Genomic DNA, 26,058 nt, shown 5'->3' on the forward strand with positions numbered 1-26,058 from the left:
AAAGTTAGTGTTATTTTGTGTTTAATTAAAATCACACCTTCACAAACCGATTTACGAACATCGCAGCCACAATATCTCCGACAGCATTCAAAACCGTTGCCAACGGGTCAACCAAAGTCCCGATAATGATTACAGCAGGAACTGCTTCCTGTGGCAACTGATAAACAGAAATCATCAGCATTTCACCAATATAACCACCATTAGGAATTCCACCTGCAACGATGCTTACAAAGACAGTAATTCCTAAAGCTAAGAGAAGATTTGAAGGTTCGAAAAAATCTCTTCCAATGATCTGAAAAGCCACATAAATTTTAATAATAGAAGACATTGACGAGCCATTCTTATGCAAAGTAGTTCCGATCGGGATCACCAGATTGGCAATTGAAGACGGAATACCAATTTTTGATGCAGCTACCAAATTTGAGGGCATTGTTGCAAAACTGCTACACGTACTTAGAGCTGTTAAAGTCGGAAATATTGCATTTTTCCAGAAATCTTTAATTCCGTTTTTTCGGTCGGCAATAAATGCATACAATGAGAAAAAGACAAAGAAATAAATGATTCCTGAAATATAATAAAGACCTAAAGGTTTAGCATAAAACCCAAAAAGCTGAGGTCCCAAAGTTGCCACCTGATAAGCAAAATAAGCTCCCAAACCAATCGGTGCAATTTTCATAATCATTAAAAGCAATTCTTTCATCACTTCATATCCAGATGCAATAAAAACTCTGAAAGGTTTTCCGTTTTCACCGGATTTTCTTGCTGCAAAACCTGTAAGAAAAGCAAAAATCAACAGAGCCAACATATTTTTTCGTGAGAAAACTTCTGTAAATTCTCCCACGGTGAAGAAGCTTACGATTCTGTCGCCCCAATTTTCTTCTTTCGTTGCTTCTGTAATAATTTCAGAACTTCCCGAAATAGATGAAACAGGAAAAAGATACACCATACCAATCGTAAAAATAGCTGCGATCAAAATGAAAAGCAGAAAAGTAAAAGACATGGTGAGAATGATTTTCCCAAATTTCGATTGCTGCTCAAGTGACGAAATAGAATTGGCTACGGCAAAAAACACCAACGGAACGACGCTCACAAAAAGAAGATTCAGAAAAATATCTCCCAGAGGTTTTATATACTCAACGATTTGTGGAGCAATAATGCCGATAATGCTTCCAACGGTAATTCCCAGAAGTAAAAACAGAATTCCTGAGTAGTTTTTGAGTAGCTCTTTCATGTAGTGATTTTTAGTAAAGATAGATTTATTTTTAAGAATTTTTTAGATGTTTTTTCGCCTTAATTTTTCTAAATTTGAGTAAACATTCGTTTCTATGGCTTATATAGATTATTACAAAATTTTAGGCGTAGACAAAAGCGCAACGCAGGACGATATCAAAAAAGCGTACCGGAAACAGGCAAGAAAACTGCATCCCGATCTCAACCCGAATGATAAAGAGGCAGAAAAAAAATTCAAGGAATTAAATGAAGCCAATGAAGTTCTCAGCAATCCGGAAAACCGTGCTAAATATGATAAGTACGGAGAAAACTGGAAACACGGAGAAGAATACGAAAAGGCTCAGCAACAACAAAGACAATATCAAAGTCAGGGGGGAGGAAATTATGGAGGTGGTTTTTCTGGTGCTGAATTTGGCGAAGGTGAAGATTTTTCAGACTTTTTCCAGAGTATGTTTGGTGGAGAAGGAGGAGGGTTTGGAAGAAGTTCGCGTGGCAGTGCTTCAGGTAAATTCAAAGGGCAGGATATTGATGCAGAATTGAATTTAAATTTAAAAGATGCGGCAAAAACGCATCAACAGACTTTTGACATCAATGGTAAAAAGGTAAGAATTACAATTCCGGCAGGAGTTTACGATGGTCAGCAAATTAAATTAAAAGGTCACGGAAATCCAGGTTTCAACGGTGGTCCGAACGGAGATTTGTATATCACTTTCAATATCACTCCAGATCTGAATTTTGAGAGAACAGGAAATGATCTGAAAACTAAAGTTGTTATCGATCTTTACACCGCAGTTTTGGGAGGAGATGTGAAAGTGGAAACTTTAGAGGGCAGTGTTAATCTTAAAGTAAAGCCCGAAACCCAGACCGGAACGACTGTGAGATTAAAAGGAAAGGGGTTCCCTGTCTATAAAAAAGAAGGCGAGTTTGGCGATCTGTTTGTAACCTATGATGTGAAATTACCGACCAACCTTACCGAAAAGCAGAAAGAACTTTTTGAACAACTTAAAAATTCTTAAATCATGGGCGAAAGAATATCACGGGAAGAACTCGTAAAAATATATAATATTGAGATTACTTTTTTTGATGAATTGGTAGACTCGGGTTTGCTGAATATTCATACTGATGACGAAATTCGTTATCTGATGTATGAAGATCTTCCAACATTTGAAAGATTTACTAATTGGCATTATGATCTGGAAATCAATCTTCCGGGTTTAGAAGTAATTCACGATATGCTCGGTAAAATGGAAGATCTTAAAAAGAAAAATCGCGAATTGATGAATAAACTTTCAGCAATTAATGAGAAATTTGAGGATATTTAATTTAGTTTTGTAAACTTTAATATCCAGACAATGTTTAAAATCAACGACGATAAAATCATCAACCTAAAAATCAACAGAAAAGATTTTGAAGAGGTGTATCTTCATGGAAGTCAGGGAAGCCTGTTTTTTTCGCCTTCCGTAAAAGGAAAATTCATTACGACCGTAGTTGTTGCTTTTATTTTGGCGATATTATTTGTTTTTAAAGATGATTTGAGCAAAGAAAAATTCGGGATTCTATATTTTGTAAGCTTCCTTTTTCTGTTGTGTGCGGTTTATCTTTCTTTGGCAATCAACAAAGTTTCAAAATGGAAAAAAGAAGTGGTAAAATACCTGAAAACGCTGGAAAATGCTGAGATTTATCAAATTCAATTTAATGCGAAGGTTTTCAAAGTAAATCTTAATAACGAAAAAGAAACAAGCCTTTGGACAGAATTTACCGCTGCTGAGATTGATGATAAATTTATTGCTTTAGAAGGAAAATTCAATTATATGTTTCCAAAAAAATCAATGCAGTCATCAGATTTTGATTTGTTGAAACAGGCTGTGAAGAATAACGTTTTGAAATAAAAAATATTAATACAATGAAAAACTCAGAGCAAGTACTCTGAGTTTTGTTTTTTATAATGAAAAGCTGCTTAATCCAGCCAACCCATTTCTTTCATCCATTCGTCATTGTAGATTTTCCCTACATATCTTGAGCCGTGATCGTGAAGTAAAACTACAATGACATCATCTTTCGTAAACTGATCTTTCATCTGAACCAAAGAAGCCATCGCACTTCCTGCAGAATATCCACAGAAAATTCCTTCTTCTTTTGCCAGTTTTCTTGCATAGATTGCTCCGTCTTTATCGGTTACTTTTTCGAAATGATCAATAACCGACATATCGTAGTTTTCCGGAAGAATATCTTCACCAATACCTTCTGTAATGTAAGTGTAAGCATTTCCTAAATTGATTTCTCCTGTCTCATGAATTTCCTTCAAGATAGAACCGTATGTATCAACTCCGATGATCTTGATGTTTGGATTTTTCTCTTTGAAGTACATTCCACAACCAGTAATTGTACCTCCGGTTCCTGCTCCAACTAAAAAGTGGGTAAGCTTCCCATCAGTTTGTTCCCAGATTTCAGGAGCAGTTGACTCGTAATGAGCCGCTCTGTTTGATAAATTATCATATTGGTTCACGTACCATCCGTTTTCGGTTTCTTTAGCCAATCTTTTAGAAACTGAATAATAAGAACGCGGATCAGTAGGCTTTACATCAGTCGGGCAAACGATAACTTCTGCACCAACTGCACGAAGAATATCACATTTTTCCTTAGACTGTTTTGCATTGGTTACAAAAATGCATTTGTAGCCTTTGATGATGGCGGCAAGAGCCAATCCCATCCCGGTATTTCCAGAAGTTCCTTCGATGATGGTTCCTCCTGGTTTTAGTCTTCCGTCTTTTTCTGCATCTTCAATCATTTTCAGAGCCATTCTGTCCTTAACAGAGTTTCCTGGATTGAAGGTTTCCACTTTTGCCAAAACCAATGCTGGGAAATCTTCTCCCAATACTTTATTGATCTTTACAAGAGGTGTATTTCCTATGGTTTCGAGAATATTTTCTGCGTATTTCATACATTTTTTTTTCTGCGGGGCAAAGATACGTCTTTCAATTGATTTTGAGGCAGAGTAAAGATTGAATAAATTATTAAGGTGTAAAGAAATGTTTCAAAACAACAAACCGTTTTTTATTTAATTATGGTTAATAAATTTAATTGAGAATAATAAATCAGATGTACTTTCTGTCATTAATTTTTGAGTAAAAACTGCATGATCTCAACGTGGAAAAACGATTTTTATCTCTCATTTAAAAACCTTATTTTTGCATATCTAAAAAGTAAAAGAAAGAATGAATTCCTACAAAAATCCATTGGAAGAGCGCTATTCGAGCGAAGAAATGTTATTTAACTTTTCACATAATAACAAATTCCAGAATTGGAGAAAACTTTGGATTGCCCTTGCTGAAATCGAAAAAGACTTAGGTCTCGACATCACAGACGAGCAAATCGCTGAGTTAAAAGCGAATGCCGAAAACATCGATTATGATAAAGCAGCTGAGTACGAGAAAAAATTCCGTCATGATGTAATGGCTCACGTTCACACATATGGGGATGTGGCGCCTTCAGCAAAGGGAATTATTCACTTGGGAGCCACTTCGGCATTTGTAGGAGACAACACAGATTTAATTCAGATCCGTGACGGACTTTTAATTTTAAAGAAAAAGTTGGTTAACGTAATGAAAAATCTTTCGGATTTTGCCATTCAGTATAAAGATTTACCGACTTTAGGATTTACTCACTTCCAACCCGCTCAGCTAACGACTGTTGGGAAAAGGGCGACACTTTGGTTACAAAGTTTAGTTCTTGATATTGAAGAACTTGATTTCTTCTTAGAAACTTTACGTTTCAGAGGAGTAAAAGGAACGACTGGAACTGCAGCAAGTTTCTTAGAGCTTTTCAACGGTGATTATTCGAAAGTAAAACATTTAGATAAAGAACTTTCAAAAAGATTCGGGTTCGAAAAAGTTTTCGGAGTTTCCGGACAGACTTACGACAGAAAAATTGATGCTAAAGTGGTTGCCTTATTAGGAAATATTGCTCAATCTGCACATAAATTCACGAATGATTTACGTTTACTTCAAAATCTGAAAGAAATTGAAGAACCGTTCGAGAAAAACCAGATCGGTTCATCCGCAATGGCTTACAAGCGAAACCCAATGAGAAGTGAAAGAATCGGAGCATTGGCAAAATACGTTATGTCTTTGACAACGAGTTCTGCAATGGTGGCTTCAACACAATGGTTTGAAAGAACTTTGGATGATTCAGCAAACAAAAGATTGACGATTCCACAGGCGTTTTTAGCGGTTGATGCAATTCTATTGATCTGGAATAATATCATGAACGGAATTGTGGTATATCCGAACAGAATCAACAAACATATTATGGAAGAACTTCCTTTCATGGCGACAGAATACATCATCATGGAAGAAGTGAAAGCTGGTGGCGACCGTCAGGAAATCCACGAAGTAATCAGAGTTCACTCAATGGAAGCTTCCAAGCAGGTGAAAGAAGAAGGTAAAGAAAACGATTTGATCGAAAGAATCTTAAACGACCATTCTTTGAAGCTTGATAAATCAAAATTAAAAGAAGTTCTGGATCCTAAAAACTTTATCGGTTTCGCACCCATCCAAACGGAGGAATTCATTGCCAATGAAGTTCAGCCGATTATTGATGCCAACAAAGACCTGATAGGTTTGGAGGCTGATCTTAAAGTATAAATGGTATGCAGTCTTTTGGGCTGCATATTTTATTTTGAATTAGATATGAAGATTTTTACATTTTTTATCTTGGTATTCTTTCCTGTGATGATGTTTTCCCAGGATTTAAAACCGAATAAGAAAATTAAATCAACAACAGATTTCGAACATTCTTTTTCAGGAATTTCAGCTCCGATGAGTTTGGGAGATTTTTCCAGAACAGAATTGTCTACAAATTCTAAAAATGATAGTGTTTTTGCGGCGGAATACGAAGATCGAAACAATAATTTGTCTTTTAAATTTAAAATTGTACCTGCATCTCTTGATGAAGAAAGACTTTTAAGTCATTATTATAAAGATTTGCAGGAAAGAAAATATTCACCTAAAGAAAATAAAAAAATAAGTAAAGCGGTAACTATTAACGAAGGGAAATTTAAACTTCATGGTATCAGCTCTTATTTTAGCCATCTTGATCGATTGATTAATCTAAGGATTTATGATGCCGGATTTTGGGTTTTTATTTCAGAAGTCAGTCAAAAAGGAAATGATACTTTAGCTTTGAATAAAGCTCAGGATCTGTTTTTAAATAGAATACAACCTGCGAAAATAGTTGAGAAAAATCCGTTGACAAGATATGCCAATATTCTATATGCACCAGTTGCAGCTCAAAATAAGTCATTACTGAGAATCACGATGAGCAGTGCTACAAATAAGATGAAATGGATTTATGAAAATATAGATAAATACGAAAGAGCAGCGGGAATTCCTGGAATACTCTTGGATTTTCAAATTGCCGGAATTAATGGTTTTATTGATTATAAAACAGAGAAAAATCAAAATGCGATAGAAGGAAATAATTCTGCAACGCGATTGATTTCTTTCTTTACAAAACTAAGAAACGATGGTTTTATAGATGAATATTTAATGGAACAGTATTATTATCTGTTAACTCCTCCGGAAAACCATAAGTTCGATTATGAAGGTTATCAAAAATGGAAAGTGGAGAATTCAATCGATTATGATACTTCTAAAAAACTCTATATTATTGTAAATTCACGTAAGAAAACTGATCTGAGCAGAGACTAAAGTATCAGTTACAATAGATCAATATGAAAAAAATACTTTTAATCATATTATTAATGCCTATACTTTCTTTTTCTCAAAGGAAAGAAGTTCTAAAGTATTTTAAATCAAAAGATTCCTTGGTTGGAGTTAAAAATCAGGACGGTAAAATTATTGTCCCTGCACAATTCAAAGTTTTTTCTTATTTAAAAGATGGAGAACCGGTAAAAGGAGAAACGATCTATTTTGATGGGGATAAAAACAACGAAAAACCCGGAAAAAATGAATGGGGATATGTCTACGACAGAAAAGGAAATTTCCTGTACAGACCTTTCTTTTACGACAATGGAGCAGATTATTTCTCTGAGGGTGTAAGAAGGTTTGTCAAAAACGGGAAAGTCGGTTTTGCAGACAGAAATGGTAAAACTGTTATTGAACCCAATCACGATTTTGCGTCACCTTTCAATTATGGATACACAGCTTTTTGTGACGGTTGCGATTGGGAAAAAACCGAGGACGAACACAAAGCAATGGTTGGAGGAATCTGGGGAGTGATGAATTTCAAAGGTGAAATTGTAAAACCTGTTTCAAAATCAGAAAATACAATTGAAGTTGATGGTAAATATTTCCCGAATCCATTCAAATATAACGAAAAAGAGAAGAGTATTCTTCAGTTTTTTGAAAAACAAAATAAACAGCTTTCTGATATTTATTATGTAAATCACTATAATAAATTGTCTGAAAATGAAAAAAAGTTATTCTTTGAGATTGTTGAAAGACCAAAGGAAAATTTTCCATTTTACCAGATAAACAGCTATGATTACAGAAAAATGGAAGCAGGATTCTCGGACTACAAATTTTTAGTTTCAGAAGATGGCAAAAATGTGTTTGCCCTTGACTTTGAAAATGAAAAAATTCCTTTTGAAAAATGGCTTAAAAATGAAGTGAAAGAAGCCGAAAATTTTCAAAAAGAACATCCGGATAATCCTAATAAATTAAGTAAATAAAAGTCTAATAATATAATATCTGACATCTAATGTCTCAAAACAAAAGAATTTTCGTAGAAAAAAGAGGAATTTTCGATGTAGAAAGTCCAAAAATTTTTGATGAAGTAAAAGCGGTGGTTCCGTCTGTCAAAAATGTAAAAGTATACAATGTATACGATATTTTCAATTTGAAAGATGGCGAATTTGAAAAGGTTGTCAACAGCACTTTCGTAGACCCTGTTACTGATATTTTGCATGAAGAAAATCCTGCGGAAGGAATCCATTTTGCAATGGAATTTTTGCCGGGACAGTACGATCAGCGTGCGGATTCTGCTCAACAGTGTATCGCTTTACTGACTGGAAATGAGAAGTCTAAAGTAAGAAGCGGAAAGTTAATCGAGTTTGAAGGTGTTTCCGAATCTGATTTGGTGAAAATTAAAGATTTGTTAATCAACAAAGTAGAATCTCAGGAAAAAGATTTATCAATTTTAGATATTCCTGCAGAAGAAACACCGTCAAAAGTGATTGTTCACGAAGGTTTTATCAATTTTGATGATGCTCAGCTTGAAGAATTTTTTAACAATCACGGTTTTGCATTAGGTTTGGATGATTTGAAATTCATTCAGGAGTATTTTAAATCTGAACAGAGAAATCCGACAGAAACTGAACTTAAAGTTTTAGACACGTATTGGAGTGACCATTGCCGTCACACAACGTTTGAAACAGAATTGTCAAATATTGAATTTGAAGGACAGTTTAAACATACATTGGAAACCATTTTCAATGATTATATTGAAAAAAGAAAATTCTTAGGACGCGAATTAAAACCAATTTCTTTAATGGATCTGGCGACGGTTTGCGGAAGATATTTCCATAAAACAGGTGATTTGGAAAACTTGGTGGTTTCTGACGAGATCAACGCTTGTACAATCCAGATCGAAGCTGAATACGATGGTAAAAAAGAACCATGGTATTTATTATTCAAAAACGAAACTCACAATCACCCGACGGAAATTGAACCTTTCGGTGGTGCTTCAACGTGTTTAGGTGGTGCAATCAGAGATCCTTTGTCCGGACGTTCATTCGTTTTCCAGGCGATGAGATTAACGGGTGCTGCTGATGTTTTAGAACCTGTAGATCAAACGTTACCGGGTAAATTACCTCAAAAAACAATCACAAAACAGGCCGCAAATGGTTATTCTTCTTACGGTAACCAGATCGGTTTGGCGACTACAATGGTTTCTGAAATCTACGATGAAGGCTACAAAGCAAAAAGAATGGAAGTTGGTTTCGTTGCGGGAGCCGTTCCGGTGGACTGGGTAAGACGTGAAAAGCCTGAAGCTGGTGATTCTATCATCATTTTAGGTGGTTCAACTGGTCGTGACGGTGTTGGTGGCGCAAGCGGAAGTTCAAAAGAACAGGACGAAACTTCTATCCACACAATGAGTTCTGAAGTTCAGAAAGGAAATGCTGTTGAAGAGCGTAAAATCCAGAGATTATTCAGAAATCCTGAAGTAACGAGATTGATTAAAAAATCTAATGATTTCGGAGCTGGAGGTGTTTCCGTAGCAATCGGTGAAATTGCTGATTCTTTGGAGGTTAATTTGGATGTTTTACCTTTAAAATATGAAGGTTTGAATGGAACCGAGCTTGCCATTTCTGAATCTCAGGAGAGGATGGCGGTTGTGGTTGAACCAAAAGATAAAGAGCAGTTCATCAAATTCTGTGAAGCTGAAAATATTGTTGCCGTTGAGGTTGCAAAAGTAACAGATTCAGGAAGAATGCAGATGTTCTGGAAAGGCGATAAAATTGTTGACCTTTCAAGAGAATTTTTAGATACAAATGGTTGTTCTAAAAGTCAGGAAGTTAAAATCACTCATCTTAATGAAGTAAAAGAAGAAACTCCATCATTTAATGAAGAGAATTTCTTGAAAATTTTAGGTGATAAAAATGTAGCATCTCAAAAAGGTTTGTTGGAAATGTTCGATTCTTCAATCGGTGCGACTACGGTTGCGATGCCTTTAGGAGGGAAATATCAGCAGACTTTAATGGAAGGAAGTGTTCAGACATTACCGATCATCGGAGCAAAAAATATTGAAACAGTTTCTTTGGCAAGTTGGGGATTCGATGCGGAGATTTCTAAACAGAATTCTTTGTTGGGAGCTTCTTACGCTGTTGTTGAAAGTGTTGCAAAAATCGTTGCGATGGGTGGCGATTATAAAAATATCAGATTTAGTTTCCAGGAATATTTCGAGAAATTAGGTCAGAATCCTGAAAAATGGGGGAAACCGTTGGCTTCTCTTTTGGGAGCATATGATGCTCAAATTAACTTTGGTTTGGCTGCCATCGGAGGAAAAGATTCAATGAGTGGAACATATCAGGATTTGAATGTTCCGCCAACGTTGATTTCGTTTGCTTGTGCAAACGGAGAAAAGAAAAATATTATCTCTCCTGAATTTAAAGGTGAAGGAAATAAAGTTTATTTCTTCAATCATATCGCTCAGGAAAATGGACTTCCGAATTATGATGCCTTAAAAAATATTTTTGAATTAATTTTTGAAAATATTAAGTCTGGAAAAATTGTTTCTGTGAAAACGGTTAAAGAAGGTGGAGTTGCTGTGGCTTTGGCAAAAATGAGCTTCGGAAACAGATTAGGTGCTGAAATTACAGTTGATGAAAAAGTTTTATTAACTAAAAATATCGGTAGTTTAATCATTGAATCAAAAGAAGAATTAAGCTCTACAAATCTTCAATTGATTGGTCAAGTTGTTTTGGATGAGGTTTTAACGATCAACCATCAACCGACAACCATCAACAAATTATTAGCTGCAAATACAAACACATTTGAAAATCTTTTCCCAACAGTTGAAAAAGAAAAATTGACGGTTGAAATCGATGAGAAATTAAACTCAATCAACCCAAGAAATATTATCATTAAAAAGCATGGAATCGCTCAGCCAAAAGTATTTGCGCCGGTTTTCCCGGGAACAAACTGCGAATATGATACGCTGAACGCTTTCGCAAAAGAAGGTGCAGTTACAAGCAGCTTACCTTTAATCAATATCAATCACCAATTATTGGATGAGAGTATTGATGCTTGGGTAGAAGAAATCAAAACTTCTCAGATTTTGGCTTTCTCAGGAGGTTTCTCTGCGGGTGACGAGCCGGACGGTTCTGCGAAATTCATTGTAAACGTTTTGAAAAACGAGAAGATGAGAAATGCCGTTCACGAATTGTTGGACAGAGACGGAATGATCATCGGAATCTGTAACGGTTTCCAGGCTTTGGTAAAATCTGGATTGTTGCCTTACGGAAGAATCAAAGATTTGGATGAAAATTCTCCGACATTGGCTCACAATGCAATCAGAAGACACATTTCTCAAATGGTCAATGTGAAGGTTCTGAATGACGAATCACCTTGGCTGAAAGGAATGAAAGATCAGGTGTTCACGATTCCGATTTCTCATGGTGAAGGTCGTTTTATGGCTTCAGAAGGAGAAATCCAAAAGTTATATGAAAACGGACAGATTGCGACGCAGTATCTCGATTTAGATGGAAACATCGCTCACGGAATGCCGTTCAATCCAAATAATTCATTATTCGGAATTGAAGGAATCACAAGTCCGGATGGAAAAATTTTCGGTAGAATGGGACACCCTGAACGTTTTGCAGAAGGGTTGATGAAAAACATTCCAACTGCGAATTATCACAATATCTTTAAAAATGGAGTGGAGTATTTCAAATAGAATATAAGCTGTGCAATTGGCTTTTGAATCTAAAACCCCTAAGGTTTGATAAAATAACAAAATAAATTATCTAAATTGTTGAAGATTTAAAGATTCATTAACTGAAAGTATATGAAGAAAGATAATTTAAATAAAAAAATGACTGTCATCAATGGCAGTCATTTTTCAAATCTGGAAGGTTTCTACGAAGAAGTTTCCCAACTTTTCATGAAAGATGAGGATTGGAAAGTCGGAACATTGGATGGTTTTAATGATATTCTATACGGAGTAAAGACAGATATTACGTGGAAAAATTCTCAGAAGTCAAAAGGAGATTTAGGGTTTGATGCAACTAAAGAATTTTACGAAAATAAGATCAGACAGGGAAAGCTTTTTAATATTGAATTAATTCAACAAAAACTGGATGAATTGATTGATGATAACGGACAAACCTTATTCGAAATTTTAATCGAAATTATAGAATCGCATAAAAATATTACGCTAATTTTGGATTGATTATTTTCACTGGAATAACAGTTAGTATTAGCAATGTCATGCTGAGCCTGTCGAAGCATCTTAATAATCTTTAACTTCTTAAATTAAAGCCTTAATACTTCAAAATTAATATCATTTAAAACAATTATCAATGCCAAACCTATTTTCCTACGGAACACTACAAAAAGAACAGGTTCAGATCGAAACCTTCGGACGGATTTTGAAAGGTGAAAAAGATATTTTAACAGGATATAAGCTTGAAAAATTGGAAATTACAGATCCTGAAGTGTTGAGAAAAAGCAATCAACAATACCATCCAATTTTGGTTTTTTCCGGTAATAGCGAGGATGAAGTTGAAGGTGTTTTATTTGAAGTGACATACGAAGAAATCCTTCAGGCTGATGAATACGAGGTGGATGATTATAAAAGAATTGAAACTGTTTTTAAATCAAGAAAGAAAGGATTTATCTACATTGGAAAATAGATTTTAACACTAATAGCACTATTTTTTCACGAATAGCACAATCTGTTGATGAGATCATTAACCGAAAATATATTTCCAGTACACGAAAATTCCGACAATAACTGAAACCACTGTCATCAGAATAACTGCACCTGCCGAGACATCTTTAATAAAACCAATTCTCTTGTCAAATTCGGGTTGAATAATATCACAGATTTTCTCAATCGCCGTATTAAAAATTTCTGCACTTAAAACACCGAAAGAGACCATTAAAATAAGAATTATGTCAATACTGGAAAGCTGTAAATAAAAAATAAGAAAAAGATTAATTAAAAAAGCTAAAAACTCCAGCTGAAAATTCCTTTCAGATTTCAACATCATAAAAATGCCACGGAAAGCGTTGATGAAACTCTTATGAATAGGTAGCTTTCTCATTTTTAAAATTAAAGTTTAGCAAAGATAGTTGATTAAATAATTTCATGAAAAATTAAATTCTTTTGATGGTTGTTAATAACTCGCAGTATTATTTTTTTCTATCTGTTTTGTATTTGTTATATTTGTAAAAACTTATTTTTAAATCTATGAAATTTATTATTTCAAGTGGTGAACTTCAGAAAGCATTGCAAACTGTAAGTGGCGTAATATCAAGCTCTCAATCGAGACCAATTTTAGAAAATTATCTTTTTGAGTTAAACGAAAATAACCTTACCATTACAGCGTCTGATGGCGAAACAACTTTGGTGACTTCCTTAGATGTAAAATCTGACGATGCAGGTAAATTTGCTGTTCCTGCTAAAATTTTTCAGGATTTTATCAAGACCTATGGTGAACAGCCATTAACTCTTGTTGTAAAAGACAATGCAGAAGGTACGGGAAGCCAGCTTGAGATTTTAGATGAGAAAGATAATTTTGCAGTGGCATTAGACAACGCAGACGATTATCCTGAGCTTCCGGAATTTGACGCTGCTCAAAGCGTGACGATGCCTGCAGGAGTTTTATCTGAAGCTTTGACCAATACTCTTTTTGCGACAAGTAACGACTCTCTTCGTCCGGTAATGACAGGAGTTTTGTTCCAGTTTGGAGAAAATGAAACCAACTTTGTTTCTACAGATTCTCACAGATTGGTGGTGTACAAAAGAACAGATTTGATGAATGCCGAGCCAATGGAATTCATCATGCCTAAAAAACCTTTAAACATTTTCAAAAATATTTTAGCAAGTTCAAACGAAGACATCACTATTGATTTCAACGAAAACATGGCTAAATTTACTTTTGGTAAACATATCTGGATTTGTAGATTGATCGATGGGAAATATCCGAACTATACTGCGGTAATCCCTAAAGAAAACCCTAACGTTTTGACAATCAACAGAAACTTGTTGTTGGGAGCAATTAAGAGAGCTTCTATCATGTCAAACAAGTCTACGAATCAGGTAAGATTTAAGTTGTCTGCAAACATTCTTCATCTTCACGCAGAAGATACGGAATATGCAAACAAAGCAGATATGCAGATCCCTTGTGACTACAATGGTGAAGATATCAACATCGGATTCAGTTCTAAATTCTTAACAGAAATGTTGGGTATTCTTGGAGCAGATGACATCACGATGAAAATGTCTCAGCCAAACAGACCGGGAATCATCGAGCCTCTTGATGGTCTTGAAGAAAACGAAAATATCTTAATGTTATCAATGCCGGTAATAGGATTGTAATATTTAATGTAAATAAATTTGAAAAGAGGTTGATTATTCAGCCTCTTTTTTGTTTTTTAAACTCAGTTGAAAGGTTAAAAATTTCTCTGTTTCTCAAAAAAACACGACATTTGTAACTTGAAAAAATTCAAAATAAATTTTCAAAATTAAAGGATGAAGATATCAAACAACTGGCTGAAAGACTATATTAAGACGGAACTGAAATCTGAAAGAATCGGTGAATTCCTTACCGATATAGGTCTTGAAGTAGAAGGGATAGAGAAATTTGAAAGCGTAAAAGGAAGTTTGGAAGGTATTGTTGTAGGGAAAGTTTTAACCTGCGAAAAGCATCCGAATGCAGATAAGCTAAAGAAAACCACAGTAGACGTTGGAAATGGAAAGATATTGGAGATCGTTTGCGGTGCTCCGAATGTTGAAGCCGGGCAAACTGTTCCTGTAGCAGTTGTCGGAACCAAAATCTACGATAAAGCCGGAAACTTCTTCGAAATTAAAGCCGCTAAAATAAGAGGTGAAGTTTCACAGGGAATGATCTGCGCTGAAGACGAATTGGGATTAAGCGACGATCACGGCGGAATCATGGTTTTAGATGAAAATAAATATGAGGTAGGGAAAAATTTTTCAGATTATTTTGAATTGACCAATGATGAGGTTTTTGAAATCGGTTTAACGCCAAACAGAACTGATGCCATGTCTCACTACGGTGTTGCAAGAGACTTGTACGCATTTCTATCAACCAATCAGCAGAAAGGTGATTTTGAAAAAGTATCTTCCGTTGCTTTAAATAATGAAGGTTCGCATGAATTTACATTAGAAGTTGAAGATGCTGAATTGACACCGAGATACATCGGAGCCGTCATCGAAAACGTAAAAGTTGCAGAATCTCCTTCTTGGCTGAAAGACAGACTAAAAGCAATAGGATTGAGTCCGATCAACAATATTGTAGACATTACCAACTATATTCTCCATGGTTTTGGTCAGCCGCTTCACGCTTTTGATGCTGATAAAATTGCAGATAAAAAAGTGAAAGTAGGAACTGTTGCCGAAGGAACAAAATTTACGACTTTAGATGGTATTGAAAGAACTTTAAATGGTTCTGAAATCATCATTAAAGACGGAAAAGATAATCCTATGTGTATTGCCGGAGTTTTCGGAGGTGCAGATTCTGGAGTTTCTGACGAGACAACAACCATTTTTCTGGAAAGTGCTTATTTCAATCCTGTTGCAGTGAGAAAAGCTGCGAAAGCACATGGTTTGAATACGGATGCTTCTTTCAGATTTGAAAGAGGGGTTGATCCCAATATCACAAGAACGGCAATTACTCACGCCATCAAAATGATTCAGGATTTGGCGGAAGGGAAATTGGTTGGAGATTTATTGGAAGAATATTCAAAGAAAATCGAAGATAATTATGTGATCATCAGATTCTCAAAAATCGAACAGATTTTAGGAACGAAAATTCACAGAGAAAAAGTAAAAGAAATTTTAAAAGCTTTAGAAATTCAGGTTTTAAATGAAATTCAGAATGGTTTTGAAATCTCTGTTCCTGCTTACAGAGCTGATGTAACCAGAGAAATCGATGTTATTGAAGAGATTTTGAGAATTTATGGGTACAACAAGATCGAAGCTCCTCAAAAGATTTCATTTACGCCAGTAAAGCTGAATGCAAAAGATCAGGATGAGTTAGAAAATAATTGGGCGAGAACTTTACAAGGTTTAGGTTTCAATGAAGTAATGAACAATTCTCTGACTTCTGTGAAAGATGAAACTGATGCTGTGAGATTATTAAATCCATTAAGTAACGATTTGGCGTTTATGAGAAAGTCTTTATTAGAAGGGATTTTGCAGAATGCTGTTTATAATATCAACAGGAAAAATCAGGATCTAAAATTCTTCGAATTTGGTAAAATCTACCACAAAAAAGAAAAATACGAAGAGAGAAAGCAACTGGCAATTTTAGTTACCGGAAGAAATGTTGCTGAAAACTGGTTGCAGCCAAAATCTGCTACAGATTTCTACAATTTAAAAGCTTATGTGAAAGTTTTATTGGAAAGATTAGCAATTGATTACAAAGAAATTGCATTGTCTGACGATAGATTTTCTGATGCTTTAGCTTATGAATCAGAAGGCGAAACTTTGGTAAGAATCGGAAAAGTGGCTTCTCAAATGCTGAAAGATTTTGATATCGACCAGGATTGTTTCTATGCAGAAATTGAATTAGAATTGGCTCAGAAATTACGTTTTAATAAAGAATTGAAATTTAATGATATTCCGAAATTCAACAAAATCAGAAGAGATTTGGCGTTGTTGATTGATAAAAATATTACGTACCAGGAATTGTATCAGACTGCTAAAAAGAACAAATCTCCTTTCATTAAAAATATCAATTTATTTGACGTTTATGAAGGGAAAAATCTTCCGGAAGGTAAAAAGTCATATGCAATGAGTTTTGAATTGTTAAACGAAGAAAAAACCTTGGAAGAAAAAGAAATTTCAGAAGTGATGGATTCTTTGATCAAATCTTTCCAGAAAGAATTCAATGCTGAATTGAGATCTTAATATTTAATGTAAAAAATCAGTAAAATGGGTTTTGCCTGTTTTCTGTTTTTAACTATAAACCCTTTCAGAGTCTGAAAACTCTGAAAGGGTTATTTTTTACTTTTTATACATTCCTTTATTCAATATCTAACTGAGGAGATTCGCTAATTCTTCTTTGGTTTGTTTTTTCCATTCTTCTTTTTTCGTTAGGATCTTCGAAAATCATTCCCTGAAGATTAGACATAGCATTATATTTTACTTCTTTTGCTCTTTTCTTTGTCAGCTCTTTGTAATTTTTATCTTTTGGAAGTTGAATCGATTTTGATTTTTTCTTAAATATTGTGAGTGTAAAAAAGTATTCGGCTTTTTCGTCATACATATTAATTATCAAACCGGGAAGACCAGAAAACTTGTAAGGTCCGTAATTCAGAGGTAAGCTTTCTGCATACCACGCAATCCATTTTCTACCGTATGCATACGTGTAAGCTTTTCTTGTTTTATATCCCGAATAATTTCTGGTGTCTTTAAGGATGATCCATTTTAGAGAAACAGGCTCCAAATACTTTGTTTTTGCGTCCACTGTGTTTTCATATACAGTGAATATATCTTTTTTCCTCACAACTTCCTCACCAAGAGCGGTCATATAATTGAGTCCGGTCATAAAATCGCCATTATTAATTTTCCCGTTTGTTTTTAATGAATCTAAGACGTACTGATTTGTACTTTTATAATAACTTATATTTTCTTTACTATTTATAAATAAAAGAAATTGCTCAGTATTTTTTTGTTTATAAATTGGATATTCTACATTATAAGAAACCAGAAAATCTGTTTTCATATTTTGTGGAAAATAATGGAGACTGAATAAAAGTGAGAATAGAAGTAATAATTTTTTCATCTGGTATATTTTTAGAAAACCATGAAAAGCAGAATGCTATGTTCTGCCTTTCGTTTTTTTAATGTTAAATCTTAACCATTGATGACAAAATGCTTTGGAATTGAGCTGCAAAGGTCATAATTGATTACTGTCAAATATTCTTGCACTTGTTGGCTGTTTGAAGCGTGGCTTTTTTTGCCGCAGGTTGTAGTGATTGTCCAGTTTTTAGCAAAAGCTGCAACTGTCATTAAGAGCATTGAAGCTATAAATAGTTTTTTTCATAAATTGTCTAATTAAGTGAATAATTTACCGTTTAAAATCTGATTTTTATAGAAAAAGTATGTTAAAAATTGTGTTTGTGATAAAAAATTTGTGCACTATGCTTATATTTTCAAATTTGAGCAATTTCTTTTAAATCTGATACAATTTTTTATGGGTTTTTTGTGATTTTTTTCAGATATTGGAAAAAAAGTTTTTAACCAAACTAATGAAAGCGGTTCTATAGGATATGTTGAAACTTTACATCAGGAAAATAAAGAAGTTTATAAAAATCTAAAGATGACCAAATAGAGTTGTTGAAAAAAGCACTTGATCAAAAATAGAACCGGACTTCAGTCCGTTTTTTGTTTTTTAAATATTAAATTAAATCTAACCCTATAAACTGTGTTTGTCATTCGGTAGGAAACTAAGCTGATTTAATAGTACAGTTTAGTTTCCTCCGGAATGACAAACTATAAGTTTTAATCTTTAAACATTAGAGATTTGGATTTCACAAAGCAATAAAATCCCTCTGAAACCCGTTTAGAAAATATAATTTCCGTAAATTTGGTTTAAATCAAAAAGAAAAAAATGAAAAATCTTTTTTTAAGTATATGTACAGTTGCTTTTTTAGCTTCTTGCGGAACAATGGCAAATACTTCTTCATCAAAAGTAGGAAAATCTCAACCTTCAATTGCTGCGACCAAGTGGGTGTTGGCAGATAATGTAAAAGGGAAAACACCAACACTGAATATTGACGGAACAAAAGTAAACGGAAATGCAGGATGCAACAGCTACTTCGGAACACTGTCTACAGATACAGCTTCAGGAACTTTTACCGCATCCCAATTGGGTTCCACAAAAATGGCTTGTGAAAATATGAGTGTTGAGCAAAATTTTATGAGTATGATGGGGAAGGTGAATAAGTATGTGGTTTCCGGAAATACTTTGGAACTGTATCAGGATAATCTTTTATTATTGAAATTTAATAAAGCTGAATAAAATAAAAAAAGGAACTCAATTTTGAGTTCCTTTTTTTATGAGTAGTAAATTAATTGATTATTCTTCCTCTTCTTCGTCGTATTTTGCCAACTCTTCATCACACCATTTGAATGCAGCTTCTACAACCTTTGTAGCCTCATCTGCCATAGTTTCTTCGTCATCGCCTTCCAGATCATCTAACCATTCAACTTCTTCTTCCTCAACATTCAATATGAATCTTGGATATTCTGTATGAACTACGAATAAATCTTCAGGAAATTCCGAATTGTCTGCTAATAAAAACTTTGGTAATTTCATTTTTTTAATGTTTAAACTTTCTCAAAGATATATAAAATTATTGATATTTATTCTTGTCGATTTTAATTTTTTGTAAAACTTTGTAATAGGTTAATGTCTTTCTATTTAAGGTGTCAGAAGGTTTAAAAGTCAGATCTATATTAGGATTTACCGTACTGATCAATTCTGCGATCTGTATCTTTTCCAGATCCTCTTCGTTTTCTATATAATACAGTAAAGGAGTGTTCTCAAGCTTTTCATCTTTCAGAAATTTAGTTATAGCTCTTCGGTTTTCCAGATAATTGCCTTTAGAAAGTATGGTAAACAAAAGCCCTGAACAAAGACTCAGAAATCCTATTGCATACACTTTTGATCCGAAATTCTCAAACATTTTTTTGAAATACAGCAGCCAGATCATAAAAGAAAATGGGGCAAGTAATCTGTAATCTAATGGCGTTATTGCATAAAAGTACTGGATAAAATAAGAACAGATAATTCCGAAGATTCCAATAATTAATATAAATTTTTCTGATTCGTTTAATTTTTTACTTAAAAATAAATAAACCATCAAACAAATGTTGATGATTCCTATTCCGTAAATGGCGTAATTAATCATTCCACCTGCGGGATTTGCTATATGAATAAACGGATTGAATGTGGTCGCCAATCCCTGACCTAATTCTGTAAGCAGTTTTGATGTAGGATAAAGACCAATTTCAAGGAATGTATTCAGGTAACTGGAGTTAAAATAATCGATGAAAAGAAACTTGTACCCAACAACAAATGCCAATCCTACGATTGATGAAGTAATAAAAATCTTTGAGTATGCTTTTTTCCAAAATAATAATCCGAAAAATCCGGTCCCACCGATAAAGAAAAGTGAACTGTATCTTATATTATACAAAGCAATTAAAGATATTGAAAGATAAAAAACAGCTTTTCCGCCTGTCAGTTTTCCGTTGATGATTTGATTTGAACAATAAACAAAAAGAAAAACAAAAGGTAAAATCAAAGCTTCACTCATCGTAAAAGCAAATATGGAAAGAAAGCTGAATAGCGAACAGGTAACAATCGTTTCCTTTAAGAAGAATTTTTTTCTCCAGGCAAAACAAACGATGAACAAAAGAGAAAAAACACCAACGATTTTGCTTGACCAGAATTCGTCAGATCCGAAAAACGTAAAAAATTTAATGAAAAGCGGATATCCAACAGGCGTAGTCGTATTATCTATCTCAGGAAATACGTGCGCAAATCTCATGTAACGGATAGAATCCGGATTTGTCCTGCCTTTTTCATTGAGTAAAAAACGCAAAATGGTCATCACTAAAGTAATGATGACCATTGATATCTGAATGTATTTTTCTTTAAATTTCATTGGTTGCATATGGATTGCAGCCAAATTTATAACTTATAATTCAAAATTAATAACTCAGGAAACTATTTTGAAAACATTTTCGCCACTTTTTCTGCTTTTTTACTTTCAGAATAGTCGTAAAAACCTTCTCCTGATTTCACACCCAGCTTTCCAGCCATTACCATGTTTACCAATAACGGATTTGGAGCATATTTAGGATTTTTGAAACCATCGTACATTACATTTAAAATTGCTAAACAAACGTCAAGACCAATGAAATCAGCCAATTGTAACGGGCCCATCGGATGAGCCATTCCCAGTTTCATTACTGTATCAATCTCTTCAACTCCGGCAACTCCGTTGTATAGAGTTTCGATTGATTCATTGATCATCGGCATCAAAATTCTGTTGGCAACAAAACCAGGGTAATCGTTTACTTCTACAGGAACTTTTCCTAGAGTTTTGCTCATTTCATAGATCGAGTCAAAAGTTTCTTTAGAAGTAGAGTAGCCTTTGATGATCTCAACCAGCTTCATGATCGGAACAGGATTCATAAAGTGCATTCCGATTACTTTGTCTGCTCTTTTGGTAGCCGCCGCAATTTTAGTAATAGAAATTGATGAAGTATTGGTAGATAAAATACAGTTTTCAGGAGCAAATTCATCCATCTGAGCAAAGATTTTCAGTTTCAGATCCTGATTTTCTGTAGCAGCTTCTACCACAAGATCAGCATTTGTTACAGCATCTTTAAGCTCGGTGAAAGTTTTGATGTTTCCTAAAGTTTCTGATTTCTGTTCTTCGGTAAGGTTTCCCTTTGCAATTATTCTGTCAAGGTTGGTGGTGATGGTTTTTATTCCTTTGTCTAATGCATCTTGGGATACATCTACCAAATTTACACTAAAACCGCTTTGTGCGAAGGTATGTGCAATACCGTTTCCCATGGTTCCGGCCCCGATAACTACAATGTTTTTGATCATTTTTCCTTATTTATTTTTTAAATTATTTTTATAGATAATTAAGTTTTTTATTTTTAATAAATCTGCCTTCGTAACCCTCTTTGATGCTTCGAAATTAACGATTCCGTCACTATTTTCATTTCTTTTGCTGTTTTGTGAAGTAATTGCAGAAAGAAGACCTTTAGTGAAATTTGCTTTCTGAATTTTTGATAACTTATCAGTACCGATAAACAGATTAAATTCACCTTCTCTTCCTAATCCGGGTTGCTGAAGAATTTCAAAATCTTTGGTTTTGTTTTTTTTCTGAAAATCAGCAATATATTTCATTACAGGATCTGTTGACGGAGTACCGCAGCAAATACTTGCGTAGCCTATTTCTAGAAAATTTTGACCTTTCTGTGCAAAAACAAAACTGCAACAGAAAATAGCAAAGCTTATAACTGATTTTTTCATATTTAAATTTTTAAATGGCCATTTTAAGATTATTTTAATGGCAATATTCAAGGCTAAAAATAAGCTTTAAAATTTACTTATTAAAATGATCCCAAACTGCCTTCGAAATATCAGAAATCATTTTGCAATTCATAGCATCAGATTCCATAGAATCACTTACAAATACGGCAATTGCGTAATGTTTTCCGTCAGGCAAAGTCACGATAGCGATTTCATTTTCTGCACCTGTTAAGCCTGTATTGTTTTTTCCGGAAGCTCCCGTTTTTCTTGCAACAGGCGTGTTTTTTGGAAGCTGTTCGACCAGTTTATTCAGTCCGGTTGATGTTGAGAGCATCACTTTCATCAGATAGTCGGTAGATTTTTTTGAAAGTAATTTTCCGTCATAGAATTTCTTCAAAACATCAACGGCAGATTGTGTTGTGCTGTAATTTTCATATTGTACGCTCCAGTCTTTATGCATTGCGGCTTCATTATATTTGATCTGGAAACCTTTTACACCTTTAGAATCCATAAATTTCTGCACGTTCCGTGTGCCTCCCAAAAGTTTCAGCATAATATCACAACCGTTGTTATCGCTTTTTGCAACAGTAAATTCGAGAATTTCACTTAGAGGAATTCCGGGATTTCCGTTTGGATATTTATCCCGAAGCGGCGACCATGTATTTTCAAGTAAATTTGATTTGTCTAAAACAATTTTCTGTTCCAGAGAGAGCTTTCCTTTTTCAACAAAATCTAAGACTGCAGCAGCAATATGAAACTTGAAAACACTCTGCATCGGAAGTTTCTTATCTGAATTTTTATTGTATTTAAAACCATTTTTGAGTCCGAGAACAGAAATTCCGATGGTTGCTTTTTTATCTTTTGTAATCGAGTTGATTTTGTTTTCTAATGCTGAGTTTTGAGCCATTGCAAACGCAGAAATTATAAGAAATAAAAGGCTTATTTTTTTCATAATATTTGGAGTTAAAAAATCCCTTTTAGTTTCTAAAAGGGATTTGCAATTTAAGATTTTTTCTTATTTCAATTCAAAATAATTCAGATTGACTCCGTTGTTTTCAAAATAGATCCTGATTTTATTTTCTCCTTTTTTAAGGTTAATTCCTTTTGTGGAAGATGTTTTCCAGCTTTCATTTCCTCCTGTCGAATTTAACGGAACTGTTGCCAATTGTTTTCCTGAAGCGTCTTCAATTCTGATTTTTGCATCATTTTCACTTGAATATTTTATGTCAAAAGTATACGTTTTGTCTGTTTTGGAATTGACGGTATATTGCAGCCATTCTCCGGTTTCCGTTTTTCCGACATAATATTGATTGTCTTTTGTTTTGTAAATGTCAACACCATCATTTCTCAGCTGATTTCCGGAATTCCATTCTGATCTCTTCGCAGGATCACTTACCCAAAGATTGATGAAATCTTTATCTTCATAAGCTAAACCCATTCTTCCCAAATCGTAATCTGTTGCCAATATTTTTCCAGGAGACTGGTGGTTTTTAAATGGTTTTGTAGAATTTTCCTTAGTCTGTCTGAACATTGCATCGATCACATCATTTTTGATTTCAACATTAGAAAATTTATAATTTTCTGCGATTATCATTAATGCTTTTTTTGCAAATTCTTTTGATGGTTTTTCACCCCCGTTTTTCCAGTAATCCAAAAGTTCTTGATATTCAGGCGTGATTTTTACGTTGGTAATTCCTGCGATATTGTCGATTTTTTTCATCGGCCAGAAAGCATAACCAATATTGTGTTTGTCTAAGAGCTGAATCAGTTCTGTAAACCAGACGTTAGAATTTTCTCCGGTTTCACCCAACCAAATTGGCATATTGTGTTTTTCTCGCAGATCTAAGGCAAATTTCAGTGTTTCATCGTCATTATAATTCCAGTATTTATGAAAACTGAACGCCATATTTTTATCCCAAATCGGAATTAATCCGTTGTAATTGTTTCCCCAACCGTTTCCTTCCAGAAATATAATGTGTTTCTTATCGATTTGGCGGATAGCTTCTGTGATGTCCTTCTGTAATTTCCAAAGCGGGGCATTTGACATTTCATCAGTTCCGTTAGGATTTTTTCCTGTGAAATTGATGTTGGGTTCGTTGATGAGATCGTAACCTCCAATCCATACCTCGTCTTTATATCTTTCTGCCAGTTTTTTCCAAAGTGCAATGGTCTTTTTCTGATTTTCCTCACTTTCCCAAAGTGATGGTTTTGATTTGTCATTGTCTGAAATATTGGCATCATTTCCTTGTCCTCCCGGAGCGGCGTGAAGATCGAGAATCAGATAAATCTTATTGTCTTTACACCATTTCAATAAATCATCAGTCATTTTAAAACCTTCTTCCAGCCATGTGTTTTGTCCTTTTACAGATTCTTTTTCAATGGGTAAAGTGTAAAGATTATAATGCATCGGAAGTCGTACAGAATTAAATCCTGCCTTTGCTAAAAAATCAATATCCTGTTTTGTAATTCCATTTTTTAGGTAAGCTTTGTAAAATTCATTCATTCCGTCTTCACCGATCAATTCTGCAATTTTTTCTTTGATTTTAAATTGCGGACCGGCAAAATCTGCGGTTTTCAGCATGTAACCTTCCTGCAGCATCCAACCTCCCAATCCAAGACCTTTCAATTGAATGTTTTCACCTTTGTCATTAACAATTTTCTGTCCGTCTGTTTTCAATAACTGTGATGTCCCAAATTGAGACAATAAAACTGCGGATAATAGGATGGCTCTTTTCATAGTTTTGATTATTTTAAAAATTAGGGAAGTTTGTAAAGTTGAATTTTAAAGTATAAACAAATATATTCAAAATTTGTTGAATAAAAATTAAAATGAAAAATAATTGCAGCTGTAATTTTTTCTGTCATTCCGTAGAAATCTAAACAAAGTCTTTGATCTTTCAATCCTTACGATTCCTACGGAATGACAAAATTGGATGGTTAGGATTTTGTAATCAGATTTTGCTAATGAAAAAACGGACTTGACAGCCCGTTCTTATTGATGTGTATTAGTCATTTTTTGTGTATTTGTGAAAAATATTCTTATGATTTATATTTAAAAAAATTAAGAAATCAGCTTCATAATTTCCAAAGCTACTTTCAATGCCTCAGTTCCGTCTTCCAAAGAAACTTCCACGTTCTTGTCTTCCAAGATGGCATCTGCAAAACTTTCCAGTTCATCCAAAATAGCATTATTCGGCTGAATGTTTGGGTATTCAAATAAAATCTGATTCTTTTCACCTTCCGCATTTTCAATAATCATATCAAATGGAGTAGGATTTTCAGGAGCATCTTTCATTCGGATCACCTCTGCTTTTTTCTCTAAGAAATCGACCGATATATAAGCATCTTTCTGGAAAAACCTGCTTTTTCTCATTGCTTTCATTGAGATCCTTGACGTTGTCAGGTTGGCAACGCATCCGTTTTCAAATTCGATTCTTGCGTTTGTAATGTCGGGAGTTTTACTTACAACACAAACTCCGCTTGCATGAATGTTTTTGACTTTAGATTTTACAACGCTTAACAGAATATCTAGATCATGGATCATCAAATCTAAAACCACCGAAACATCCGTTCCGCGAGGATTAAATTCTGCCAAACGGTGAATTTCAATAAACATTGGATTCTGGATGTAATCTTTTGCCCCGATAAATGCTGGATTGTATCTTTCAACGTGTCCAACCTGTGCTTTAATACCATGTTCGCGACATTTGTAAAGAATTTCTTCAGCCTGTTCAAGAGTTTGGGTAACGGGCTTTTCAATGAAAAAATGAAGACCTTTATCAATGGCTTTTAAAGCATAATCGTAATGATAAATTGTAGGAGTAACGATGTCTAGCATTTCTATCCTGCTCAACAAGTCATCAAGATTTTCAAAATATTTATAACCAAATTCAGCTTCTAATTTCTTACCGTTTTCTGCGTCTTTGTCATGAAACCCGATAAAATCGTACTTATCCGACTGATTTAGAAGTCTTAAATGTATTTTTCCCAAATGTCCGGCGCCTACCAAACCTGCTTTCAACATAGCTTTTTAATTTTTGTAAATATAGTAA

General features: G+C 34.3%; 24 protein-coding genes. 12 read left to right on the forward strand and 12 right to left on the reverse strand.

Annotated features, from left to right (window positions below):
- Nucleotides 1-31: 31 nt before the first annotated feature.
- Nucleotides 32-1,231: a dicarboxylate/amino acid:cation symporter gene (locus tag AC4FQ5_RS00825; RefSeq protein WP_491140603.1), complete on the reverse strand. Its 1,200-nt coding sequence runs from the start codon at nucleotides 1,229-1,231 to the stop codon at nucleotides 32-34.
- 94 nt (nucleotides 1,232-1,325) lie between these two features.
- Here AC4FQ5_RS00825 and AC4FQ5_RS00830 point away from each other — a divergent pair, with 94 nt between their 5' ends.
- From AC4FQ5_RS00830 to AC4FQ5_RS00840, 3 genes are read left to right on the forward strand one after another with little or no spacing between them, the layout of a single operon-like run.
- Nucleotides 1,326-2,246, forward strand: a complete 921-nt coding sequence (locus tag AC4FQ5_RS00830) for a DnaJ C-terminal domain-containing protein (protein WP_491140604.1) — start codon at nucleotides 1,326-1,328, stop codon at nucleotides 2,244-2,246.
- A 3-nt stretch (nucleotides 2,247-2,249) separates the two neighbouring features.
- On the forward strand, nucleotides 2,250-2,552 hold the full coding sequence (locus tag AC4FQ5_RS00835) for a chaperone modulator CbpM (RefSeq protein WP_491140605.1): 303 nt from the start codon (nucleotides 2,250-2,252) through the stop codon (nucleotides 2,550-2,552).
- 30 nt (nucleotides 2,553-2,582) lie between these two features.
- Nucleotides 2,583-3,119: a hypothetical protein gene (locus AC4FQ5_RS00840; RefSeq protein ID WP_491140606.1), complete on the forward strand. Its 537-nt coding sequence runs from the start codon at nucleotides 2,583-2,585 to the stop codon at nucleotides 3,117-3,119.
- A 68-nt stretch (nucleotides 3,120-3,187) separates the two neighbouring features.
- Here the strand turns inward: AC4FQ5_RS00840 and AC4FQ5_RS00845 are convergent, their stop codons facing one another.
- Complete coding sequence (locus tag AC4FQ5_RS00845; RefSeq protein ID WP_300350706.1) at nucleotides 3,188-4,171, reverse strand: PLP-dependent cysteine synthase family protein; 984 nt, start codon at nucleotides 4,169-4,171, stop codon at nucleotides 3,188-3,190.
- A gap of 274 nt (nucleotides 4,172-4,445) precedes the next feature.
- Here AC4FQ5_RS00845 and purB point away from each other — a divergent pair, with 274 nt between their 5' ends.
- From purB to AC4FQ5_RS00875, 6 genes are all read left to right on the forward strand, one after another.
- On the forward strand, nucleotides 4,446-5,873 hold the full coding sequence (purB, locus tag AC4FQ5_RS00850) for an adenylosuccinate lyase (protein ID WP_491140607.1): 1,428 nt from the start codon (nucleotides 4,446-4,448) through the stop codon (nucleotides 5,871-5,873).
- A gap of 45 nt (nucleotides 5,874-5,918) precedes the next feature.
- The gene (locus AC4FQ5_RS00855) at nucleotides 5,919-6,938 is read left to right on the forward strand and encodes a hypothetical protein (protein ID WP_491140608.1); all 1,020 of its coding nucleotides are present in this window, start codon (nucleotides 5,919-5,921) and stop codon (nucleotides 6,936-6,938) included.
- A 23-nt stretch (nucleotides 6,939-6,961) separates the two neighbouring features.
- Complete coding sequence (locus tag AC4FQ5_RS00860; protein ID WP_491140609.1) at nucleotides 6,962-7,921, forward strand: WG repeat-containing protein; 960 nt, start codon at nucleotides 6,962-6,964, stop codon at nucleotides 7,919-7,921.
- 29 nt (nucleotides 7,922-7,950) lie between these two features.
- Nucleotides 7,951-11,646, forward strand: coding sequence for a phosphoribosylformylglycinamidine synthase (locus AC4FQ5_RS00865; RefSeq protein WP_491140610.1), 3,696 nt, complete (start codon nucleotides 7,951-7,953; stop codon nucleotides 11,644-11,646).
- A gap of 111 nt (nucleotides 11,647-11,757) precedes the next feature.
- Nucleotides 11,758-12,141, forward strand: a complete 384-nt coding sequence (locus tag AC4FQ5_RS00870) for a barstar family protein (RefSeq protein WP_491140611.1) — start codon at nucleotides 11,758-11,760, stop codon at nucleotides 12,139-12,141.
- Nucleotides 12,142-12,271: 130 nt separating this feature from the next.
- Nucleotides 12,272-12,604: a gamma-glutamylcyclotransferase family protein gene (locus AC4FQ5_RS00875; protein ID WP_491140612.1), complete on the forward strand. Its 333-nt coding sequence runs from the start codon at nucleotides 12,272-12,274 to the stop codon at nucleotides 12,602-12,604.
- A 57-nt stretch (nucleotides 12,605-12,661) separates the two neighbouring features.
- Here AC4FQ5_RS00875 and AC4FQ5_RS00880 read toward each other — a convergent pair whose 3' ends face one another.
- Nucleotides 12,662-13,018, reverse strand: a complete 357-nt coding sequence (locus AC4FQ5_RS00880; RefSeq protein ID WP_491140613.1) for a diacylglycerol kinase family protein — start codon at nucleotides 13,016-13,018, stop codon at nucleotides 12,662-12,664.
- A 146-nt stretch (nucleotides 13,019-13,164) separates the two neighbouring features.
- On the opposite strand from AC4FQ5_RS00880, the gene dnaN reads away from it, so the two are divergent.
- Nucleotides 13,165-14,295 (forward strand): DNA polymerase III subunit beta, encoded by a 1,131-nt coding sequence (gene dnaN, locus AC4FQ5_RS00885; RefSeq protein ID WP_047446090.1) that lies wholly within the window; start codon nucleotides 13,165-13,167, stop codon nucleotides 14,293-14,295.
- A gap of 153 nt (nucleotides 14,296-14,448) precedes the next feature.
- Nucleotides 14,449-16,851: a phenylalanine--tRNA ligase subunit beta gene (pheT, locus tag AC4FQ5_RS00890; RefSeq protein ID WP_491140614.1), complete on the forward strand. Its 2,403-nt coding sequence runs from the start codon at nucleotides 14,449-14,451 to the stop codon at nucleotides 16,849-16,851.
- A gap of 115 nt (nucleotides 16,852-16,966) precedes the next feature.
- Here pheT and AC4FQ5_RS00895 read toward each other — a convergent pair whose 3' ends face one another.
- Complete coding sequence (locus tag AC4FQ5_RS00895; protein ID WP_491140615.1) at nucleotides 16,967-17,728, reverse strand: GLPGLI family protein; 762 nt, start codon at nucleotides 17,726-17,728, stop codon at nucleotides 16,967-16,969.
- A gap of 71 nt (nucleotides 17,729-17,799) precedes the next feature.
- On the reverse strand, nucleotides 17,800-17,955 hold the full coding sequence (locus AC4FQ5_RS00900; protein ID WP_491140616.1) for a hypothetical protein: 156 nt from the start codon (nucleotides 17,953-17,955) through the stop codon (nucleotides 17,800-17,802).
- Nucleotides 17,956-18,556: 601 nt separating this feature from the next.
- On the opposite strand from AC4FQ5_RS00900, the gene AC4FQ5_RS00905 reads away from it, so the two are divergent.
- Nucleotides 18,557-18,967, forward strand: a complete 411-nt coding sequence (locus AC4FQ5_RS00905; RefSeq protein ID WP_491140617.1) for an META domain-containing protein — start codon at nucleotides 18,557-18,559, stop codon at nucleotides 18,965-18,967.
- 57 nt (nucleotides 18,968-19,024) lie between these two features.
- Here AC4FQ5_RS00905 and AC4FQ5_RS00910 read toward each other — a convergent pair whose 3' ends face one another.
- From AC4FQ5_RS00910 to AC4FQ5_RS00940, 7 genes are all read right to left on the reverse strand, one after another.
- Nucleotides 19,025-19,264, reverse strand: a complete 240-nt coding sequence (locus AC4FQ5_RS00910) for a DUF8828 family protein (protein ID WP_007845674.1) — start codon at nucleotides 19,262-19,264, stop codon at nucleotides 19,025-19,027.
- Between the two features lie 37 nt (nucleotides 19,265-19,301).
- Nucleotides 19,302-20,618, reverse strand: a complete 1,317-nt coding sequence (locus AC4FQ5_RS00915; protein WP_491140618.1) for a hypothetical protein — start codon at nucleotides 20,616-20,618, stop codon at nucleotides 19,302-19,304.
- A 62-nt stretch (nucleotides 20,619-20,680) separates the two neighbouring features.
- The gene (locus AC4FQ5_RS00920) at nucleotides 20,681-21,571 is read right to left on the reverse strand and encodes a 3-hydroxybutyryl-CoA dehydrogenase (protein WP_491140899.1); all 891 of its coding nucleotides are present in this window, start codon (nucleotides 21,569-21,571) and stop codon (nucleotides 20,681-20,683) included.
- A 9-nt stretch (nucleotides 21,572-21,580) separates the two neighbouring features.
- Entirely contained in the window at nucleotides 21,581-22,006 is a 426-nt protein-coding gene (locus AC4FQ5_RS00925; protein ID WP_491140619.1) for a hypothetical protein, read from the reverse strand.
- Between the two features lie 73 nt (nucleotides 22,007-22,079).
- Nucleotides 22,080-22,958, reverse strand: coding sequence for a CGA/CIA family class A beta-lactamase (gene bla-A / locus AC4FQ5_RS00930; protein WP_491140620.1), 879 nt, complete (start codon nucleotides 22,956-22,958; stop codon nucleotides 22,080-22,082).
- 63 nt (nucleotides 22,959-23,021) lie between these two features.
- On the reverse strand, nucleotides 23,022-24,743 hold the full coding sequence (locus tag AC4FQ5_RS00935) for a cellulase family glycosylhydrolase (RefSeq protein WP_491140621.1): 1,722 nt from the start codon (nucleotides 24,741-24,743) through the stop codon (nucleotides 23,022-23,024).
- A gap of 324 nt (nucleotides 24,744-25,067) precedes the next feature.
- Nucleotides 25,068-26,030, reverse strand: coding sequence for a Gfo/Idh/MocA family protein (locus AC4FQ5_RS00940; protein WP_491140622.1), 963 nt, complete (start codon nucleotides 26,028-26,030; stop codon nucleotides 25,068-25,070).
- Nucleotides 26,031-26,058: the final 28 nt, after the last annotated feature.

The organism is Chryseobacterium sp. DT-167 (assembly GCF_058310155.1).

Coding starts and splice junctions, on each gene's coding strand:
- AC4FQ5_RS00860 (WP_491140609.1), top strand. CDS start 6,962: ATGAAAAAAATACTTTTAATCATATTATTAATGCCTATACTTTCTTTT.
- AC4FQ5_RS00855 (WP_491140608.1), top strand. CDS start 5,919: ATGAAGATTTTTACATTTTTTATCTTGGTATTCTTTCCTGTGATGATG.
- AC4FQ5_RS00870 (WP_491140611.1), top strand. CDS start 11,758: ATGAAGAAAGATAATTTAAATAAAAAAATGACTGTCATCAATGGCAGT.
- dnaN (WP_047446090.1), top strand. CDS start 13,165: ATGAAATTTATTATTTCAAGTGGTGAACTTCAGAAAGCATTGCAAACT.
- AC4FQ5_RS00880 (WP_491140613.1), bottom strand. CDS start 13,018: ATGAGAAAGCTACCTATTCATAAGAGTTTCATCAACGCTTTCCGTGGC.
- AC4FQ5_RS00845 (WP_300350706.1), bottom strand. CDS start 4,171: ATGAAATACGCAGAAAATATTCTCGAAACCATAGGAAATACACCTCTT.
- AC4FQ5_RS00905 (WP_491140617.1), top strand. CDS start 18,557: ATGAAAAATCTTTTTTTAAGTATATGTACAGTTGCTTTTTTAGCTTCT.
- AC4FQ5_RS00910 (WP_007845674.1), bottom strand. CDS start 19,264: ATGAAATTACCAAAGTTTTTATTAGCAGACAATTCGGAATTTCCTGAA.
- AC4FQ5_RS00940 (WP_491140622.1), bottom strand. CDS start 26,030: ATGTTGAAAGCAGGTTTGGTAGGCGCCGGACATTTGGGAAAAATACAT.
- AC4FQ5_RS00895 (WP_491140615.1), bottom strand. CDS start 17,728: ATGAAAAAATTATTACTTCTATTCTCACTTTTATTCAGTCTCCATTAT.
- AC4FQ5_RS00825 (WP_491140603.1), bottom strand. CDS start 1,231: ATGAAAGAGCTACTCAAAAACTACTCAGGAATTCTGTTTTTACTTCTG.
- pheT (WP_491140614.1), top strand. CDS start 14,449: ATGAAGATATCAAACAACTGGCTGAAAGACTATATTAAGACGGAACTG.
- AC4FQ5_RS00875 (WP_491140612.1), top strand. CDS start 12,272: ATGCCAAACCTATTTTCCTACGGAACACTACAAAAAGAACAGGTTCAG.
- AC4FQ5_RS00830 (WP_491140604.1), top strand. CDS start 1,326: ATGGCTTATATAGATTATTACAAAATTTTAGGCGTAGACAAAAGCGCA.
- AC4FQ5_RS00935 (WP_491140621.1), bottom strand. CDS start 24,743: ATGAAAAGAGCCATCCTATTATCCGCAGTTTTATTGTCTCAATTTGGG.
- AC4FQ5_RS00925 (WP_491140619.1), bottom strand. CDS start 22,006: ATGAAAAAATCAGTTATAAGCTTTGCTATTTTCTGTTGCAGTTTTGTT.
- AC4FQ5_RS00900 (WP_491140616.1), bottom strand. CDS start 17,955: ATGACAGTTGCAGCTTTTGCTAAAAACTGGACAATCACTACAACCTGC.
- AC4FQ5_RS00840 (WP_491140606.1), top strand. CDS start 2,583: ATGTTTAAAATCAACGACGATAAAATCATCAACCTAAAAATCAACAGA.
- AC4FQ5_RS00865 (WP_491140610.1), top strand. CDS start 7,951: ATGTCTCAAAACAAAAGAATTTTCGTAGAAAAAAGAGGAATTTTCGAT.
- AC4FQ5_RS00835 (WP_491140605.1), top strand. CDS start 2,250: ATGGGCGAAAGAATATCACGGGAAGAACTCGTAAAAATATATAATATT.
- purB (WP_491140607.1), top strand. CDS start 4,446: ATGAATTCCTACAAAAATCCATTGGAAGAGCGCTATTCGAGCGAAGAA.
- AC4FQ5_RS00915 (WP_491140618.1), bottom strand. CDS start 20,618: ATGAAATTTAAAGAAAAATACATTCAGATATCAATGGTCATCATTACT.
- bla-A (WP_491140620.1), bottom strand. CDS start 22,958: ATGAAAAAAATAAGCCTTTTATTTCTTATAATTTCTGCGTTTGCAATG.